Annotated in this window: 9 protein-coding genes; all 9 read left to right on the top strand. The window is 41.2% G+C overall.

Annotated elements, in window-relative coordinates:
* The first annotated feature begins 50 nt into the window (after positions 1 to 50).
* A complete protein-coding gene (locus AC57BQ_RS10195) occupies positions 51 to 950 on the top strand; it encodes a PorP/SprF family type IX secretion system membrane protein (protein ID WP_496406176.1) in 900 nt (299 codons plus the stop codon).
* Between the two features lie 117 nt (positions 951 to 1,067).
* Positions 1,068 to 2,063, top strand: coding sequence for a glycosyl hydrolase (locus tag AC57BQ_RS10190; protein ID WP_496406175.1), 996 nt, complete (start codon positions 1,068 to 1,070; stop codon positions 2,061 to 2,063).
* Between the two features lie 390 nt (positions 2,064 to 2,453).
* Complete coding sequence (locus tag AC57BQ_RS10185) at positions 2,454 to 4,457, top strand: alpha-L-arabinofuranosidase family protein (protein WP_496406174.1); 2,004 nt, start codon at positions 2,454 to 2,456, stop codon at positions 4,455 to 4,457.
* Positions 4,458 to 4,516: 59 nt separating this feature from the next.
* Positions 4,517 to 6,217, top strand: a complete 1,701-nt coding sequence (locus tag AC57BQ_RS10180) for a GH39 family glycosyl hydrolase (RefSeq protein WP_496406173.1) — start codon at positions 4,517 to 4,519, stop codon at positions 6,215 to 6,217.
* A gap of 427 nt (positions 6,218 to 6,644) precedes the next feature.
* Positions 6,645 to 8,159 (top strand): RICIN domain-containing protein, encoded by a 1,515-nt coding sequence (locus tag AC57BQ_RS10175; protein WP_496406172.1) that lies wholly within the window; start codon positions 6,645 to 6,647, stop codon positions 8,157 to 8,159.
* A 255-nt stretch (positions 8,160 to 8,414) separates the two neighbouring features.
* Positions 8,415 to 10,322 carry a glycoside hydrolase family 97 protein gene (locus tag AC57BQ_RS10170; RefSeq protein ID WP_496406171.1) on the top strand — a complete coding sequence of 636 codons (1,908 nt, stop codon included), beginning with the start codon at positions 8,415 to 8,417 and terminating at the stop codon, positions 10,320 to 10,322.
* 63 nt (positions 10,323 to 10,385) lie between these two features.
* On the top strand, positions 10,386 to 11,462 hold the full coding sequence (locus tag AC57BQ_RS10165) for a LacI family DNA-binding transcriptional regulator (RefSeq protein WP_496406170.1): 1,077 nt from the start codon (positions 10,386 to 10,388) through the stop codon (positions 11,460 to 11,462).
* A 280-nt stretch (positions 11,463 to 11,742) separates the two neighbouring features.
* Positions 11,743 to 15,066 (top strand): SusC/RagA family TonB-linked outer membrane protein, encoded by a 3,324-nt coding sequence (locus tag AC57BQ_RS10160; RefSeq protein ID WP_496406169.1) that lies wholly within the window; start codon positions 11,743 to 11,745, stop codon positions 15,064 to 15,066.
* An 18-nt stretch (positions 15,067 to 15,084) separates the two neighbouring features.
* Entirely contained in the window at positions 15,085 to 16,920 is a 1,836-nt protein-coding gene (locus AC57BQ_RS10155) for a RagB/SusD family nutrient uptake outer membrane protein (protein ID WP_496406168.1), read from the top strand.
* Positions 16,921 to 17,051: the final 131 nt, after the last annotated feature.

Raw genomic sequence — 17,051 nt, 5'->3', positions numbered from 1 at the left:
TGAACGATATGACTCCAAGTGGATGTATGATGAAGAAATTTAAATCTCTGATGGTTGTATTAAGCTTGTTTCTGTTACTTCTGGTAACAGGAACAAGCGCTGTAGCCCAGCAGCAAGCTTTTAGTTATACGCAGTATATGGATAACTTGACACCGTTTAACCCGGCCTATTCCCTGTTGGATAAGGCCGGATCAATTAATACCCTGGTACGCAGGCAATGGGTAGGAGTAGACGGGGCGCCGGTAACTTATCTGATCACCGGTAACCTGCCCATCGAATCGGTTAATGGTTCGGTTGGGCTCATTGTATTTAATGACCAGATTGCCATAGAGCGCCAAACCGAAGCCAATGTTTATTTCGCTAAAGGGATACAATTAGATTCAAGAAGTATTTTAGCGGTATCAATAAATGCCGGTTTACGAAACTATACAGCCAATTACTCCTCTCTGGATGCCACCGACCCAACCTTCAGGAATGATATCCGGGGAACTAAACCCAATATGGGGTTCGGCGTAATGTATTATACCGACTGGTATTACCTTGGCCTATCAGTACCCGAGTTAACCATAACCAGCCTGGGCACTGCATCTGTACAAAATAATACCAATTTCCGGAACCATTATTATTTTGCAGGAGCATTGATAACCAATATAAATGAAGATATAAAATTCAAACCGGCGACGTTGGTTTCCTACGCAAACGGGGTGCCGCTTACTGCTGATATATCTGGTATATTTTATATGAAAGGAACGTTAGGGCTTGGTTTAAACTATGGCACCAATAAAGAAATGTCGGGAATACTTACTTTGAACATTAATGCATTTCATGTTGGCTATGGCTACCAGTTCGGTACATCATCAACCAATTTAGGGGGATTTAATAACGCTACTCATGAAATATCGCTGAATTATCGTTTTGGCAGAGGGGCATCTGATCCAAAGCTATTGTGATCAAAATTGCTGATATTTAACAAATTCAAAGTATCCTAGCAAAAGCGTTTTTGTGAAAAAAGGTGGGTTGAACAGGTAATCGGACCTTCTTAGTATAGATATATGAAAATGAATTTTATGAATAAAGTTGCTTGTTTGTTGCTGTTAGCTGTCGGCATATCCATTGAGCTGTCCGCTCAAACAAAAGCAGTAACTAAACCCTTGTTTGATGATCCTGTAGAGCACGGTGCTGCTGATCCGGTAGTGATCTACAACAAACAGCAAAAGATGTGGTGGATGTTTTATACCAATCGCCGGGCTACGTTAAATGATTCAACTGGAGTTCAGTGGGTGCATGGTACTAAAATTGGGATAGCCGAATCAACAGATGGTAGGGTATGGAAATATAAGGATACTGCCAATATTAATTACCGGGTTGATCCCGGTTACACATTTTGGGCTCCTGATGTTATCGAAGACAAGGGTTTGTATCATATGTATCTTACCTATGTGCCGGGAATATTTAAAGACTGGCAGCATCCACGGGAAATTATTCATCTCACCAGTGCCGATTTGTTGAACTGGAAATTTGAAGGCATTTTGCCATTGGGTACGCTCCATGTGATTGATGCTTCCATTATTAAAGTTTCCGAAGGCTTATGGAGATTGTGGTATAATGATGAAAAAAAAGGTAAAGCGATATCATATGCGGAAAGTACTGATCTGTACAACTGGGTGGACAAAGGCACTGCTATACCGGCAAATGGTGAAGGTCCCAAGATTTTCAGGTGGCAAAATAAGTATTTCATGATCGTAGATGTATGGAAGGGGATGCAGGTATATAGTTCCAATGATTTACTGACATGGACTAAACAAGATGAACGGATCTTAGAAAAACCAGGTAAAGGTACCGACGATCAGGCTATTGGCGGTCACTGTGATGTTGTAGTAAATAACAACAGGGCCTATGTGTTTTATTTTACCCATCCGGGCAGGACGATAGATAAATCTGCGGTAAAAGGTTCCTTCCAAAGCAAACGTAGTGTGATCCAGTTGGCCGAGTTACATTATCATGATGGGGTAATATCCTGCGACCGTGATGAATTAAGTACAATTAATTTAGTGAATAAATAAATTGTTCGGCTTTAAATTGAAGGAGTTGAGGTGCTTAAAGCTATGGTGTTGATTTGTTACCTTAATTTTAATAATTGTTTATTTAACAATTATTAAAAACTTTTACCTTTTTAAGGTAATGGTATTTTTTGCGCATAAAAGTTGTTGTATTTTTTAATGTTTTGGTAAAATATAATTGTTATTATTACATTTATAATATAAACCAAGATAGGCTTAATGCAATTATCGCTTGCGCGTTGTTAAAACAAATCAGAAGTGAAAAAATGCTCTTCGACCTATTGATAGCGGAGCTTTTAACACGATACTTGATTATATAAATGATGGTGCTGGAGCCGAAACTATTAAGCCGGATAAGACAATAGCGCGCTTAAAAAAGAACGCTTTTAAAAAATGAGAAAACAAATTATTCATTCCTTTGGTGTAATACTTTATGCCTCGCTGGCATTAAGCTGGACTTCAGGTAGCGGCAACAATCAAAAAAAAACGCTCGTATTTGCGGGAGATTCATCTTCTGGTAAGAAAACTTTAGCGGGTAAAGCCATTAGTCAGGACTTGTTCGGGGTGTTTTTTGAAGATCTGAGTTATGCTGCAGATGGTGGTCTTTATGCCGAGTTAATACAGAATCGATCGTTTGAATATAGTCCGGCTGATAAGAAAAACTGGAATCCGCTTACCGCGTGGGAGTATACTACTCAGGGTTATGGCTACGGAACGATCTCTGTAGAAACAGCAGCTCCGATATCTGTAAATAATCCGCATTATGTGGTGTTGAATGTGGAAGAAGAAGGTAAAGAAGGGGTAGGTTTAATCAATTCTGGTTTTGATGGTATTGTAGTGAAAGCTGGTGAAAAATATGATTTCTCGGTGTTTTTAAAACAGCTTTCTGACAAATCACTCCCGGTTCTGATTAAGCTTCAAGGTAAAAAAGGGCTTGTATATGGCGAGGCTAACTTTGCTACCCAGACCAGAGATTGGAAAAAATATACCGCGACGATTACCGTTAATCAAAGTGATGACAGCGCTCGCCTGGTGATTGTTGCCAAAGCTAAAGGGAAACTGGCTCTGGATATGGTATCGCTTTTTCCTCAAAAAACTTTCAAGAACAGAACTAACGGGCTTAGGCCAGATATTGCGCAGGCCATTGCTGGTTTGAAACCAAAATTTATGCGTTTTCCAGGAGGCTGCCTGGTTCATGGTGATGGACTTGGAAATATATATCGCTGGAAAAGCACTATAGGACCTGTTGAGCAACGTATTGAACAACGGAATATATGGAATTACCATCAGAGTGTAGGCCTGGGTTATTATGAATATTTCCAGTTTTGTGAAGATATTGGAGCTAAACCCGTACCTGTTTTAGCTGCAGCTGTTAGTTGCCAAAACTCGGGTAGAACACGCGGAACCGGGCAAAAAGGATTGCCTATGGATGAGATGAAAGGGTATATTCAGGATGTTTTAGATTTGGTTGAATACGCAAATGGGCCTGTTACTTCAACATGGGGAGCTAAAAGGGCCGAGGCTGGACATCCAAAACCATTTAACCTGGAGTATCTGGGTGTAGGAAATGAAGATAAGATCACACCTGAATTCAGGGAGCGGTTTAAGATGATCTATGATGCCATGAGAACCAAATATCCTAAAATAACATTGATTGGTACCGTTGGCCCCGCCCCTTCAGGCGATGATTATGAACAAGGTTGGAAATTTGCTGATCAGTTGGCTATACCCGTAGTTGATGAGCATTATTATGAAAAACCCGAATGGTTTCTGCAAAATAACATTCGCTATGATACTTATGATCGTTCAAAATCAAACATTTATTTAGGGGAGTATGCCTCTTGGGGTAATAAATTATTTAATGCGCTTGCCGAAGCGGTTTATATGACTGCCCTCGAGCGTAATGGGGATGTAGTGAAAATGGCCTCCTATGCTCCGCTTATTGCAAGCCGGAACCATACATCCTGGAATCCTAATCTGATCTATTTTTCTAACACGGCTGTAGCCCCAACTGTTAATTATTATGTGCAGCAGTTATTTTCAACCAATCAGGGAGATCGTTATTACTCAAATATTGTTTCGTTTCCTGATCAAAAGGGGAGTCGGGATTCAACACAGGCGGTATCCTTCGTGAAAGATAGCAAAACAGGCGATTTTATTCTGAAACTGGTAAATGCAAGTTCGGCAATTACACGGGCAAAGATAAATCTAAATGGTTTAGGGCCGATTAACCCTAAAGCAAGCCGTACTATTCTGACGGGTGCACCCGGGGCAGAAGATACTTTCGAAAATCCGGGTAATGTTGTTCCGGAGACATCCGGTTTTGAGGTAGAGCGGTCTTTTCTCTACGATGCTCAGCCATATTCACTCACTATAATCAGAATAAAATCGAAGTGACCATGAAGTGTCTTATTAAGTAAGCTATTAACCTAAGTTTTCGATGTAGTTAATTAAATATGAGGAAGTTATTCAGTAACAGTTGGAAAATTTTATTTATCGCAGGGTTTTTGTGTAATTATGCTACTGCTCAGCATATTTCAAATAAATCGGTGCAAGTATCGGTAGATCTGTCGAAACCGATAGCGCCGATGAACCCAATGTGGGCCTGGTTTGGTCATGATGAACCCAACTATACTTACATGAAGGATGGCAGGAAACTGCTTGCCGAGCTGGCCTCTTTAAGCCCTGTACCCATTCATATGCGTGTACACAACCTGCTTACTACAGGCGATGGCAGTGCGGCGTTGAAATGGGGATCAACCAATGCCTATACCGAAGATGCAACCGGGAACCCTGTTTATAACTGGCGCCTGGTAGACAGCATATTTGATACTTATATTAAACTGGGGATTAAACCATATGCTCAAATTGGTTTTATGCCCGAGGCCCTGTCTACACATCCGCAACCTTACCGGCACTATTGGAAACCCGGCGACAATTATAATGATATTTATACAGGCTGGGCCTATCCGCCCAAAGACTATAATAAATGGGAAGAATTGGTATACCAATGGGTAAAACATTCTGTTGAAAGATATGGAAAAAAAGAGGTTGAAAGCTGGTATTGGGAAGTATGGAATGAACCCAATATAAGCTACTGGAAAGGCACCATGTCCGAATTTTTTAAAATGTACGACTATGCTGCCCATGGTCTGAAAAGAGCGTTGCCAACTGCCAGGATCGGCGGTCCGGAAATAGCCGGCGGTTCCAGCCCAAGCGGAATGAGGTTTTTAAAAGCATTTATTGAACACTGTATAGCTGATACCAATTACGCAACTGGTAAGATTGGGTCGCCGCTGGAAGTGATATCATTTCATGCCAAAGGCCAGCCAACAATAATTAACGGACATGTGCAGATGAATATGGCTCCGCAACTACGTGATATTGCCGAAGGATTTAAAATTGTGGCGTCATACCCCAAAACGAAAAATATACCGATAGTTATCGGCGAATCGGATCCTGAAGGCTGTGCTGCTTGTGGTATGGCTACCAATCCATCCAATGCGTACCGAAATGGTACTATGTACTCCAGCTATACAGCAGCCTCCTTTGCTCGTAAATACTTGCTGAGCGATTTTTTAGGGATTAATTTAATGGGTGCTGTTTCCTGGTCGTTTGAATTTGAGAATCAGCCGTGGTTTTATGGGTTTCGTGATTTAGCTACAAATGGTGTGGATAAACCAGTGCTTAATGTATTTAGAATGTTTGGCAAGATGACCGGGCAGCGGATATATTCCACAAGCGATCGGATGTACTCCCTGAAAACTGTTTTGGATTCCAGTATCAGGGGTAAAACAGATATTGGGGTATTGGCCTCGCGCGATTCAAGGTCTGCATCTGTAATGATCTGGAATTATCATGATGATGATGAACAGGGAGCGCCGGAATTAATAAAATTATCCATTAACCATCTTCAGGCAAAGAGTGTAACTGTAACACATTATCGTATTGATAACGAACATAGTAATTCCTATGAACTATGGAAAAAAATGGGATCTCCGCAGCAGCCTACCGCAACTCAGATAGCCGAATTAGAAAAAGCCGGACAGTTACAAACTTTGGATAAAACTGTAAAGTCATTTAGTGACAATGGTAGCCTGGTAATAAATATTTCATTGCCAAGGCAGGCTGTATCGCTAATTAAATTAAACTGGTAAACCCATATCTGATGATAATATTTATAAAATAATTAAATATTATTAATTATTACCCCCTTAAATGGTCTGTTAGCCCCTCCCGGCTATTTATGATTTACTATATGTTTGACTTACAATTATTACCGAATGTCAACACGAAAACCACCTCTGTTATCTTGGCTACATTTTGTTTAATTATTAATTAACCTTTACGAGGTAATTGAATTTGGTTTTGCGTTTTGATAAGTATTTCATGCTGTAACCAATTTATATTTTAACCTAAATTTTTAAAGAAATGAAGCTAAAAATTCTAATTTTTTTGAGTTGTTTATCACTAATCTTTATATTGGGGTGTAAAAAATCGTCTTCACTGGTAACAGCAAATGATTCGCTAACATCCGCTTCCAAATTGGCGGTAAATGCAACTTCAGGATTTATCCATCCCGGTATGCTGCACAGCCAGGCAGATTTTATCAGGATGCAGACCATGGTTAACGCACAGGCAGAGCCCTGGCTTTCCGGATGGAACAAACTGACGGCCAACTCACATTCAGCATCAACCTATTCCATGCAGGGGCCTGCAGATACCGTTTACAGAGGTTCTGGTTCGCCGCAGAACTATTCAAAGCTGTATAACGATATCGCCGCCGCCTATCAAAATGCTTTGCGCTGGAAAATTAAGGGCGATGTTGCCTGCGGAAATAAGGCAGTTGCTATAATGAACGCCTGGTCGTCCAGGCTGAAATCTATCAACGGCTCTGCGGACAGATGGCTTGCCGCCGGTATATATGGTTACGAGTTTGCCAATGCAGCCGAGATCATGCGCGACTACAGTGGCTGGTCGGCTACAGACTTTACCAATTTTAAAAATATGATGCTCAATGTATTTTATCCTATGAACCATGATTTTTTGGTAAATCATAACGGTGCCTGTATCACCAATTATTGGGCAAACTGGGATCTGTGCAGTATGGCATCAATCCTGTCGATAGGTATACTATGTGATGATACCAATAAATTTAATGAAGCGATAACCTATTTCAAAACCGGTGCAGGCAATGGTTCAATTGATCATGCAGTACCATTCTTATACAACTCAGGTCAATTAGGCCAGGGACAGGAATCGGGCCGGGATCAGGGACATCAATGTTTGGATATTTCCCTGCTGGGCGCTTTCTGCCAAATGGCTTATAACCAGGGACAGGACCTATTTGCTTATGAAAATAATAAAGCATTGGCAGTTTGCGAATACACAGCCAGCTATAATCTTGGAAACGCGGTGCCTTTCACTACTTACAATTGGGGCAATGGTCAAAACTGTGCAGCACAAACACAAACGGTGATTGCAGAAGGCGGAAGAGGGGACATCCGCCCAAGCTGGGAGCTCATCTATAATTATCAGCAGTCACACGGCATTACCGGAACAACCTACAGCGGCCAGTATGCCGCTAATGTAAGACCGGAAGGCGGTGGTGGCGATTACGGCCCAAACAGTGGTGGATACGATCAGTTAGGATTTGGTACCTTAACCCATTCTATAGGGGCACAGCCGGTAACCAATGGCACATATAAATTAATCAATCGCGCCAGTGGAAAATACCTGGACAATTTGGGTTCAACAACGAACGGGACAAATGTGGCGCAATGGGCTTCGAGCGGCAGCAATAATCAGAAGTGGGTAATAACTTATAGTGGTGGTTACTACAAACTGGCTTGTGTAACCGGCAGCAAGTGCTTGGATAGCTATGATCATACAGCAGATGGCTCAGCCGTTGCACAGTGGGCAAGCGGTAGTAGTACCAATCAGCAATGGACAATCATTCCTGTAGGTTCTTATTTCAAAATCGTTAATCGCACCAATGGCAAATGCCTGGATTCTGGAGGTGGAACTACCGACGGATCAGCTATGCAATTCTGGCCAAGCAGCAGTAGTAACAATCAGCAATGGACCATTGCACCATGATATACCTGTTGGTTAAAGAAGAACAGAAAACTTATATTTAATTAAACAAAAATGGTATTGGCATATAGCTCATGCCATTTTTGTTTAAACCATCCCCCTTGTTTGACCCATTAAGCCCCCTTGTGGATCTTTGTTTTGCTCTACTTTCGAAACGCAATTATAAACGATTTTTCCAGATATCACCCGGAAACCTTACTGGGGCTACAGAAATTACAACATGCAAAAAATTATAATAATCATCATAAATCACGATAAATGAGATATTTTCTATTGGTTATGGTTTCATTTATCGCCTTAGCCGCTAAAGGACAAAACACGGTAAAAGGCTCTCCTGTTAATCTACAATCACCGGATCAAAACCTGACGCTGAAATTTCATCAAAAATCATTGAGTGATCACAAACGAAAGATGTATTACGAAGTGAGTTATAAGGGTAAGGAGGTAATAAAAGAATCAGCCCTGGATATACAAATGGATAACCAGCTCTCGGAAAAGGCGATGGCCTTAAAGATAGATCAGCATAAAGATTGGTGCGAAAATCTGGAAATAAAAGATATCAAAACATTAACTCATGATACCACCTGGAAACCGGTAAATGGTGAAAGTAGTCAGATAAGGGATCATTACAATGAAGTAGATGTCACACTGGTAAAAGACGATAACCCGATATATGTGGTGCAGGTGCAGCTTCGGGTTTATAATGAAGGTGTAGCTATACGCTATTTCTTCCCCGAGAATGTAAAGGGAACCTATTATAACGTGACTGTGGAAAATACAGAATTTAGCTTACCCTCAGGTACACAAGCCTGGTTTGCTAACTGGGCACAGGCACCTTATTACAAATTACCGTTATTAAGCTGGCCCGGTGAAAGCGAGCGTCCTTTAACCCTTGAGCTGCCAAATGGCTTATTTGCAACACTTACCGAAGCACAGATGGTAGATTATGCACGTACCAAATTTAAGTTAAGCACCAATAAGCCCAATACTATTATTACATCAATGTTTGGCGAAGCTCAACTGATATCACCTGTGTATACTCCCTGGCGGGTAATCATGGTGGCAGAAAAACCGGGTGATTTAATTGAGCACAACTATTTGATACTTAATTTGAATGAGCAAAGCAAAATAACCGGCAATACCGATTGGATAAAACCCGGTAAAATTATGCGGGTGATGACACAAACTACGGCAGATGCAAAAGCCAATATTGATTTTGCTGCCCAACAGAACCTGCAATATATATTATTTGACTGGAAATGGTACGGACCGGCTTTCAGCTTTGATTCCGATGCCACAAAGGTTGCCATACCTGATTTTGATTTACTCGGAATTATTCAGTATGGTAAAAATAAAGGAATAGGGGTTTGGCTTTATGTTAACCAGCAGGCACTGCTGGCTCAAAGCGACAGCCTGTTTGCAGTATATAGCAAATGGGGGGTAAAAGGCATCAAATTTGGTTTTGTGCAGGTGGGATCACACCGCTGGACCACCTGGGTAGAGAAGGCTATACAGCAGGCAGCAGCCAACAAGATGATGGTTAATATTCATGATGACTGGCGTCTTACTGGCGAACAGCGCACATGGCCAAACCTGATGACAGCCGAAGGTATAAGGGGTAACGAAGAAATGCCAGATGCCACCCACAATACTATTTTGCCTTTTACCCGGTATATAGCAGGTCCGGCTGATTATACGATCTGTTATTTTGATAGCCGGATAAAAACCACTCATGCTCACCAGTTGGCTTTGGCTGCCATTTATTATAGCCCCATTCAAACTTTATTTTGGTACGATAATCCATCGCAATATCACCAGGAGCCTGAACTGGAGTTCTGGAGCAAAATACCTACCACCTGGGATGAAACAAGGGTGATACAAGGTGTGCCCGGTCAATACATTAGCACCGCCCGTCGCAAAGGGACAAAGTGGTTTGTGGGAACCATCACAAATAATGAGGCCCGCACATTACAACTACCGCTAAATTTTTTATCAAAAGGGAAGAAATATATAGCCAGTATTTATTCAGATGATCAATATGTTAAGACAGCCGCACATGTGAAAATAACCCATCAAAAAGTAGATGCCTCAACGGTATTGAATATTAATTTAAAGGGCTCAGGGGGCCAGGCGATTTATATTACCGATGAAACGCAGAACAGATAACACACAAAACATAACATAAATGCAAATTGATAAATTATCTGGTTCATTTATTTTAACGGCATAATGATCAAGAGAAACATCACCATCAATGACATTGCCAGAGAACTACAGATATCTAAAACCTCGGTATCCTTTGTTATCAATGGCAAAGCGCGTGAAAAAAACATCAGTACGGGTTTAGAGAAAAAGATATTAGCCTACATTGAGGAGATCGGCTATCGCCCCAATCATTTTGCCCAGGGTTTACGTACTGGTAAAACAAAAATGATCGGGATGCTGGTGGAAGATATATCAGATCCCTTTTTTTCTGCCATTGCCCGCATGATGGAAGAAATTGCTTATAAAAAAGGGTACAAGATCCTTTACAGCAGCACCGAAAATGATACGCAAAAAGCAAAGGATTTGATTGAGATGTATCGTATCAGACATGTAGATGGTTATATTATTGCACCTCCGCCAGGTATTGAATCGGAATTAAAGGAGTTGAGGGAAGATGGATTTTTTGTATTGCTATTTGACAGAACCCTGGCCGGGCTGGAAATTACCAATGTGGTAGTAGATAACCTGGAAAGCAGTTATAAAGCCGTTAAACATTTAATCGATAACGGCTACAATAATATAGCAATGATCACCTTATTCTCTGATCAAACACAAATGCTTGACAGGCGATCAGGTTATATGAAAGCATTAGATGAAGTGAAAAAGCCTTATTTATTAAAACAAATAGCTTATCATGATAAAAGAGAAAATTGTATTAAGGAAATCCAGGATTTCTTGATAGGTAATCAGGAGATCGACGCGCTGTTTTTTGCTACCAATTACCTTGCTGAAAGTGGATTGGAAACGTTAAAGCTTTTAAAGCGTCGTATTCCTGAAGATATAGCAATTGTAGTGTTTGATGATCATTATCTTTTTAAACTATTTACGCCATCCATTACTGCCATAGCCCAGCCGATCAAGGAGATATCAGAACAAGTAATTCATTTGATGTTGAAAAGCATTTCTGGAGGGCCCAAGATAAAAAAAACGATTAAAACGGTGGTTATTCCCACATCGCTCATGATCAGGGATTCTTCGTTACCACAAACAAAAATAAACAACGATTCCTGGGTCAAAAGACTTGTCAGAAATAAGTTCTGAGCTAATAAATATTAAAAAATTACTCTTCTTTTTCCCTTGTAAAAGCCCTTTCAAATTGATTTTTTTTAATAAGAAGGGGCAAATACCAGTTACCTGATCATTTGGTGGAAAAGAGGGTGTTTTTATTGATTTACCCCCCGCTGTTTGACCCCCTACACCCCTTTTTATTTTTTTTCTACGCTATACATTAGCAGCCAATTATAAACAACTATTGATACCGGTACCACTTGGATTGGTCAATAAATCAATTTAGTAACCAATTTTTAATTTAAACTAATTTATGATGAAAAATTTTACTTTGCTATCAAGGTACAAAGCTGCTACAATTACGCTTTTTCTTTCCTTGTTGTTTTGCCTGAACTCCATGGCGCAGGATAAGATGGTAACGGGGAAGCTGATCGATGCTAAAACCCGTGAAACCATCATCGGGGCAACTATAAAAATCAAAGGCAGTCAAAAAGGAACAATAACCGATGTAACGGGTGCTTTTAAGATCAAAGCTGCACCCGGAGCAGTTTTGCAAATCAGCTATATCGGTTATTTGAGTAAGGAAGTGGTAGTTGACGAGGACAAACCCAAACTCATGACCATTACCTTAACCGCTAATAACAGTGACTTAAGTGAAGTGGTGGTGGTTGGTTATGGTACACAGAGAAAAGCTACGCTTACAGGAGCGGTAGCCACGGTATCATCCAAAGTTTTTGAAGACAGGGGGCCAATCAACAATCCATTGTCGGCTTTACAGGGCCAAGTGCCGGGAGTTGTGGTAACTCGCACTTCGGCACAGCCGGGAAGAGAAAATTGGAATTTTCAGATCAGGGGAGCAACATCTACTAATGGACAGGACCCCCTGATTATATTAGATGGGGTTGCTTTGTCCAGCAATGCCGAATTGAATTCCATCAATCCGAATGATATTGACAATATATCTGTTTTGAAAGACGCTTCCGCATCTATATATGGGGCAAGGGCTGCTTTTGGTGTCGTACTGATTACCACTAAAAAAGCGAAGGCTGGTAAAATGGTAATTCAATATGATGGCTCTGTTTCCAGAAAGATCCTGGGTTTGCAGCCGACCCTTATCAATGACAAACAATGGGGCGAAGGACTAATGCAGGCATTGACGAACGATAATTATGGTATAGCGCCAACCAGTTATCTGTGGTATCAATTAGCTGCTCTGGCTGCCAATCCACCTGCTTCAGGTTATATTGATATTACTAAACTGCCTGGTTATACCGGTTCTGCTAACGGTGTATTATACAATGGGGTACCGCTCCCGTCATTTGGAGATGTTAAGGATTTTACCTTTTTTGATACTAACCAGCAAAAGATCTTATGGCAGAATGCGACTTCAACACAGCATAACTTAAGCTTTTCTGGCAGAACCGAAAAAGAAGGCTACCGGGTATCATTAGGCTACTTAAATGATGGGAGCCAACTACGATGGGGAACCAACGGAAACCAGCGATACAATTTGCGCTTTAATAATGATTATACCTTTAGTGATAAGGTTAAGCTGGAAACCAATATATCATTGGAAAGAAACAACATACAGCAACCATCTCTGTATAGCTATAATGGTTATAGCTCGCTTAGTGAGTATGCGCAACCAGGTATGCCTGCCTTTACTTCACAAGGTCAGCCCTACGCCTGGGGAACAGTTTTCAGCGCGGCTGCCGCAGACAGGGATGGAGGGGCTAATTTGGAAGTGAATACCAGGGCGCTGCTTAATAGTACACTTACCTATAATTTTGCCAAACACTTAACCTTTACTGGTGTGGCAGGTTATAATACCTGGTTCCAGGATAGTAGGATACAACAAAAGCAGGTTCAATATTATAATTATGCCGGTAATATCTTGGTGCAAACCTTACCATCCTCAGGAGGGAATGATAATGTTAACAACACCTGGTATCAAAGGATGAATACAACAGAGCCTTTTTATAACCTAATTGGAAGGGTAGCTTATAATAATACCTTTAATAAGATACATGATGTCGGTTTAATGATCGGTAGCTCTTATGAAAGGGATGAATTTAATTCTTTTGTAACCAGGACATATAACTTGAGTAATGATGCTATTCCTTCATTGGGGCTTGGTCTAAGTAATGGAACCGCCGGTTACGTAACCAATGGGGAAACTCAGAACCATTATGCGTTGGGTTCATATTTTGGCAGGGCAACTTACGCCTATAAAGGTAAATATTTATTGGAGGCCATAGGACGGTATGATGGGTCTTCCAAATTCATTGCAGACAATAGATGGAAGTTTTTCGGTAGCATACAAGGCGGCTGGCGGATCATTGACGAAAATTTCATGAAAAATCAAAAGGTGGTTGATGAACTTAAACTGCGGGTTTCTTATGGAACAACGGGTAACCAGGGTGGCATAGGGTTGTATGACTATATTCAGTCATTAGTTGTAAGTTCAGGAGGTGCTCTGCTCGGTTCGGGTACAGCAACTACAGTAACAACATCAGGAAACCTGGTATCCTTAAACAGAACCTGGGAAACCGTAAAAAAGAAAAATATTGGTCTTGATTTTGGCTTTCTGCATAATCACTTAACGGGTAGTTTTGATATCTATCGCAATGAAAATACCAATATGTTGTTGGGGCAAACCTATCCCGGTGTTTTAGGAGCCGGCGCTCCTGCTTCTAATATCGGTGATCTGAAATCATGGGGTTATGAAGGCAGCTTGACCTGGAAATCGAAAATAGGTAGTGTTTCCTATAGTGTTACCGGGACAATAACCGATAACCAAAATAAGCTGGTCCATTATGGCGGGGCCAATGTATTGGGCGCTGGCTTTAATCCAACAGTGGAGGGATATCCCTTAAACTCTTATTTTGGTTTGAAATATGATGGCCGCTTGCAAAACCAGGCACAGGTTGATGCTTATAACGCCAAATACGCACCTGTGGGTAGTACTAATAATATAAGTTTACCTGTTCCAAGCCCTTTAGCCAATCCGGCTGGGCAAGTTTCTGGTCTTCGTCCGGGAGATAATACTTTCAAAGATGTAAATGGTGATGGTAAATTAAGCATAGGAACAAGTACTACTAATCCTGGCGATCTGGTGTATCTGGGCAGCAACGATCCGAGGTATAGTTTTGGCTTAAATTTGGGATTACAGTGGAAGGGGTTTGACTTTTACTCCATTTTTCAGGGAGTTGCCAAAAGAACGATCTTCAGGTCAGGCAATATGCGGGTTCCTTATAAATCAATTTACCAGGGACAAAGTGATGCCTATGTTGGCAATACATGGTCGCCAAGCACCCCAGATGCTTATTTTCCTAATTTGCACTCAGCACAGAACAATGGTATTAATACTTATAACTACCAGGTATCTTCCTGGTCTGTTGAAAATGGTGCTTATATACGTCTAAAAAACCTGGTGGTCGGATATACGCTTCCCAAAAAATGGCTTGAGAAAAGCGGAGCTATCAAGGGACTTCGAGTTTACTTTTCCGGAAGTGATTTATGGGAGCTAACAAAAATTCATGATGGATGGGATCCTGAAGTAACAAGAACCGTTAGTGGAAACGAAAGGTATCCATTCTTTAGGTATGTAACACTTGGTGCTAATGTTACTTTCTAATTTTAATAATCAACGAAAATGAAAAAGAATAGTAAAAAATATATATTGGTATTGATAGTGTCGCTATTTACCATAACCCAGTATGGCTGTAATAAGTCCCTGAACTTAAAACCCCTTGATCAACTTAATGATCCGGCATTTTTTAAAACACCTGCTGATTTTAAAACCTTTGCCAATCAGTATTATGGTTACCTGAAAAACTTTACCACATTGCTGGGGGTTACTGACGCCCCACACTCTGATGGCCGATCTGATTTAACAGGCGGTGGCGGAAGCTTTGGCGCAGGCACGAATAGCGTACCGACAACTGAACCCGGCCAGGGTAATGCCGGTAATTGGACAACAGATTATACCAGGATCCGGGCAACTAATTACCTGCTCACTAAAGCCGCCTCATATGCAGACCAGGCTGGTATTGCACAGTTTGTGGCCGAGGCAAAGTTTTTCAGGGCATACGTTTATTTTGATCTGTTGCAACAATATGGCGGAGTTCCGATTGTAACTACTTTACTTGACCCCACATCACCTGAATTATATGGAGCAAGGGCAACCAGAGATGCGGTAGCTGATTTAATTATTGCCGATCTTCAAGCTGCTATACCCAGTTTGCCAGCGTCTATCGCTGCAAATTCTGCCGATTATGGCAGGGTTACGCAGATGGCGGCACAGGCTTTTTTATCGAGGGTATGCCTTTATGAAGGTACCTGGCAAAAATTCAGGAGTGGGGATGCGACAAGGTATAATGGATTATTGGACAAAGCTATCGTTGCATCAAATGCTGTTATTGCCAGTAATCAGTATGCATTGTTTGGAACACCAGCATCCAATGCATTGGGCGGCAACAGTACTATCTTAGGCGATTCAGCCCAGAAATACCTGTTTATTTTAGAAAATCCTAAATCAAATCCGGCTGGGGTCACCAAAGCAGCTAACCATGAATATGTATTGGCGGTCAGGTATGATGACGTTATAAAAGTAGCGGGAGTAAACATTAGTCGTTCTGCACGTAACGGTAGCGGGGTAAACAGAAAATTTGCCAACATGTTCTTATGTACCGATGGCCTGCCTATAGAAAAGTCGCCATTGTTTCAGGGGTATCAAACATATACTTCAGAGTATCAGAATCGGGATAGCCGGATGCGCTATACAATTAAAGTGCCTTATCAATACTATTGGTTTGGTCTGCTTAATGGCAGGGTTAACTGGACGAATGACGCAGCTGACAGGGCAACCGCAGAGCAAGTGGTGAGGCCGGCTGGTTATGGAGGTCAAAAATGGATCTCGGAACGCCCGGTAGCTGATAAATTTGAATCAGAAGATTACCCTGTGATCAGATATGCTGAGGTATTGTTGAATTATGCAGAAGCAGTTTATGAACGCAACGGCTCCATTGGTGATGCCGATCTGAATAAATCATTGAACCTGGTGCGTTTGCGTGTCAATAGCGCTATGCCGCCTTTAAGTAATAGCTTTGTAGGCATGAACGGCCTCGATATGAGGACTGAGATCAGACGTGAGCGTGCCATTGAGTTGTTTGACGAGGATTTCAGGTTTGATGATATCAAACGCTGGCATAGTGCCGCTATTGATCTGGTGAGTAATATAGGTGGTACAGCTTATGGGAATTTGGCCCAGTTTGTTAGCCCATGGCCCCTTGGTACTAAATATACGGGTACACAGGCACAACTCGGACCAGATCCTATAAACCCTATACCAACTAATCCAAAAGATGCAAATGGTTGTTTGATCACTGATCAAACAGCAAGACAGTTTAGTGAGAAGAATTATCTTTATCCTATACCGGCACAACAACTTTCGTTAAACCCAAAACTTGTCCAAAATCCTGGCTGGTAATAGCTGAAAAAGCTATAATAACTGTCTTTAGGTGGTTATTATAGCTTTTAAATTGGACATGTGATTAGTTTTATAGCTATTTCTGCTAATTTATGGTTACCTTTTATTAGCGATGGTTATTGATGCTTATC

This window comes from Mucilaginibacter sp. BGA-UO-ETr-C110 (assembly GCF_059567985.1).
The sequence above is the reverse complement of the archived record's forward strand: the minus strand, read 5'-3'. Positions and strand labels throughout refer to the sequence as shown.

Bases quoted from the DNA above. Each gene is read 5' to 3' on its own strand.
- AC57BQ_RS10195 (WP_496406176.1), top strand. From the start codon at position 51: ATGGTTGTATTAAGCTTGTTTCTGTTACTTCTGGTAACAGGAACAAGC.
- AC57BQ_RS10190 (WP_496406175.1), top strand. From the start codon at position 1,068: ATGAATAAAGTTGCTTGTTTGTTGCTGTTAGCTGTCGGCATATCCATT.
- AC57BQ_RS10185 (WP_496406174.1), top strand. From the start codon at position 2,454: ATGAGAAAACAAATTATTCATTCCTTTGGTGTAATACTTTATGCCTCG.
- AC57BQ_RS10180 (WP_496406173.1), top strand. From the start codon at position 4,517: ATGAGGAAGTTATTCAGTAACAGTTGGAAAATTTTATTTATCGCAGGG.
- AC57BQ_RS10175 (WP_496406172.1), top strand. From the start codon at position 6,645: ATGCTGCACAGCCAGGCAGATTTTATCAGGATGCAGACCATGGTTAAC.
- AC57BQ_RS10170 (WP_496406171.1), top strand. From the start codon at position 8,415: ATGAGATATTTTCTATTGGTTATGGTTTCATTTATCGCCTTAGCCGCT.
- AC57BQ_RS10165 (WP_496406170.1), top strand. From the start codon at position 10,386: ATGATCAAGAGAAACATCACCATCAATGACATTGCCAGAGAACTACAG.
- AC57BQ_RS10160 (WP_496406169.1), top strand. From the start codon at position 11,743: ATGATGAAAAATTTTACTTTGCTATCAAGGTACAAAGCTGCTACAATT.
- AC57BQ_RS10155 (WP_496406168.1), top strand. From the start codon at position 15,085: ATGAAAAAGAATAGTAAAAAATATATATTGGTATTGATAGTGTCGCTA.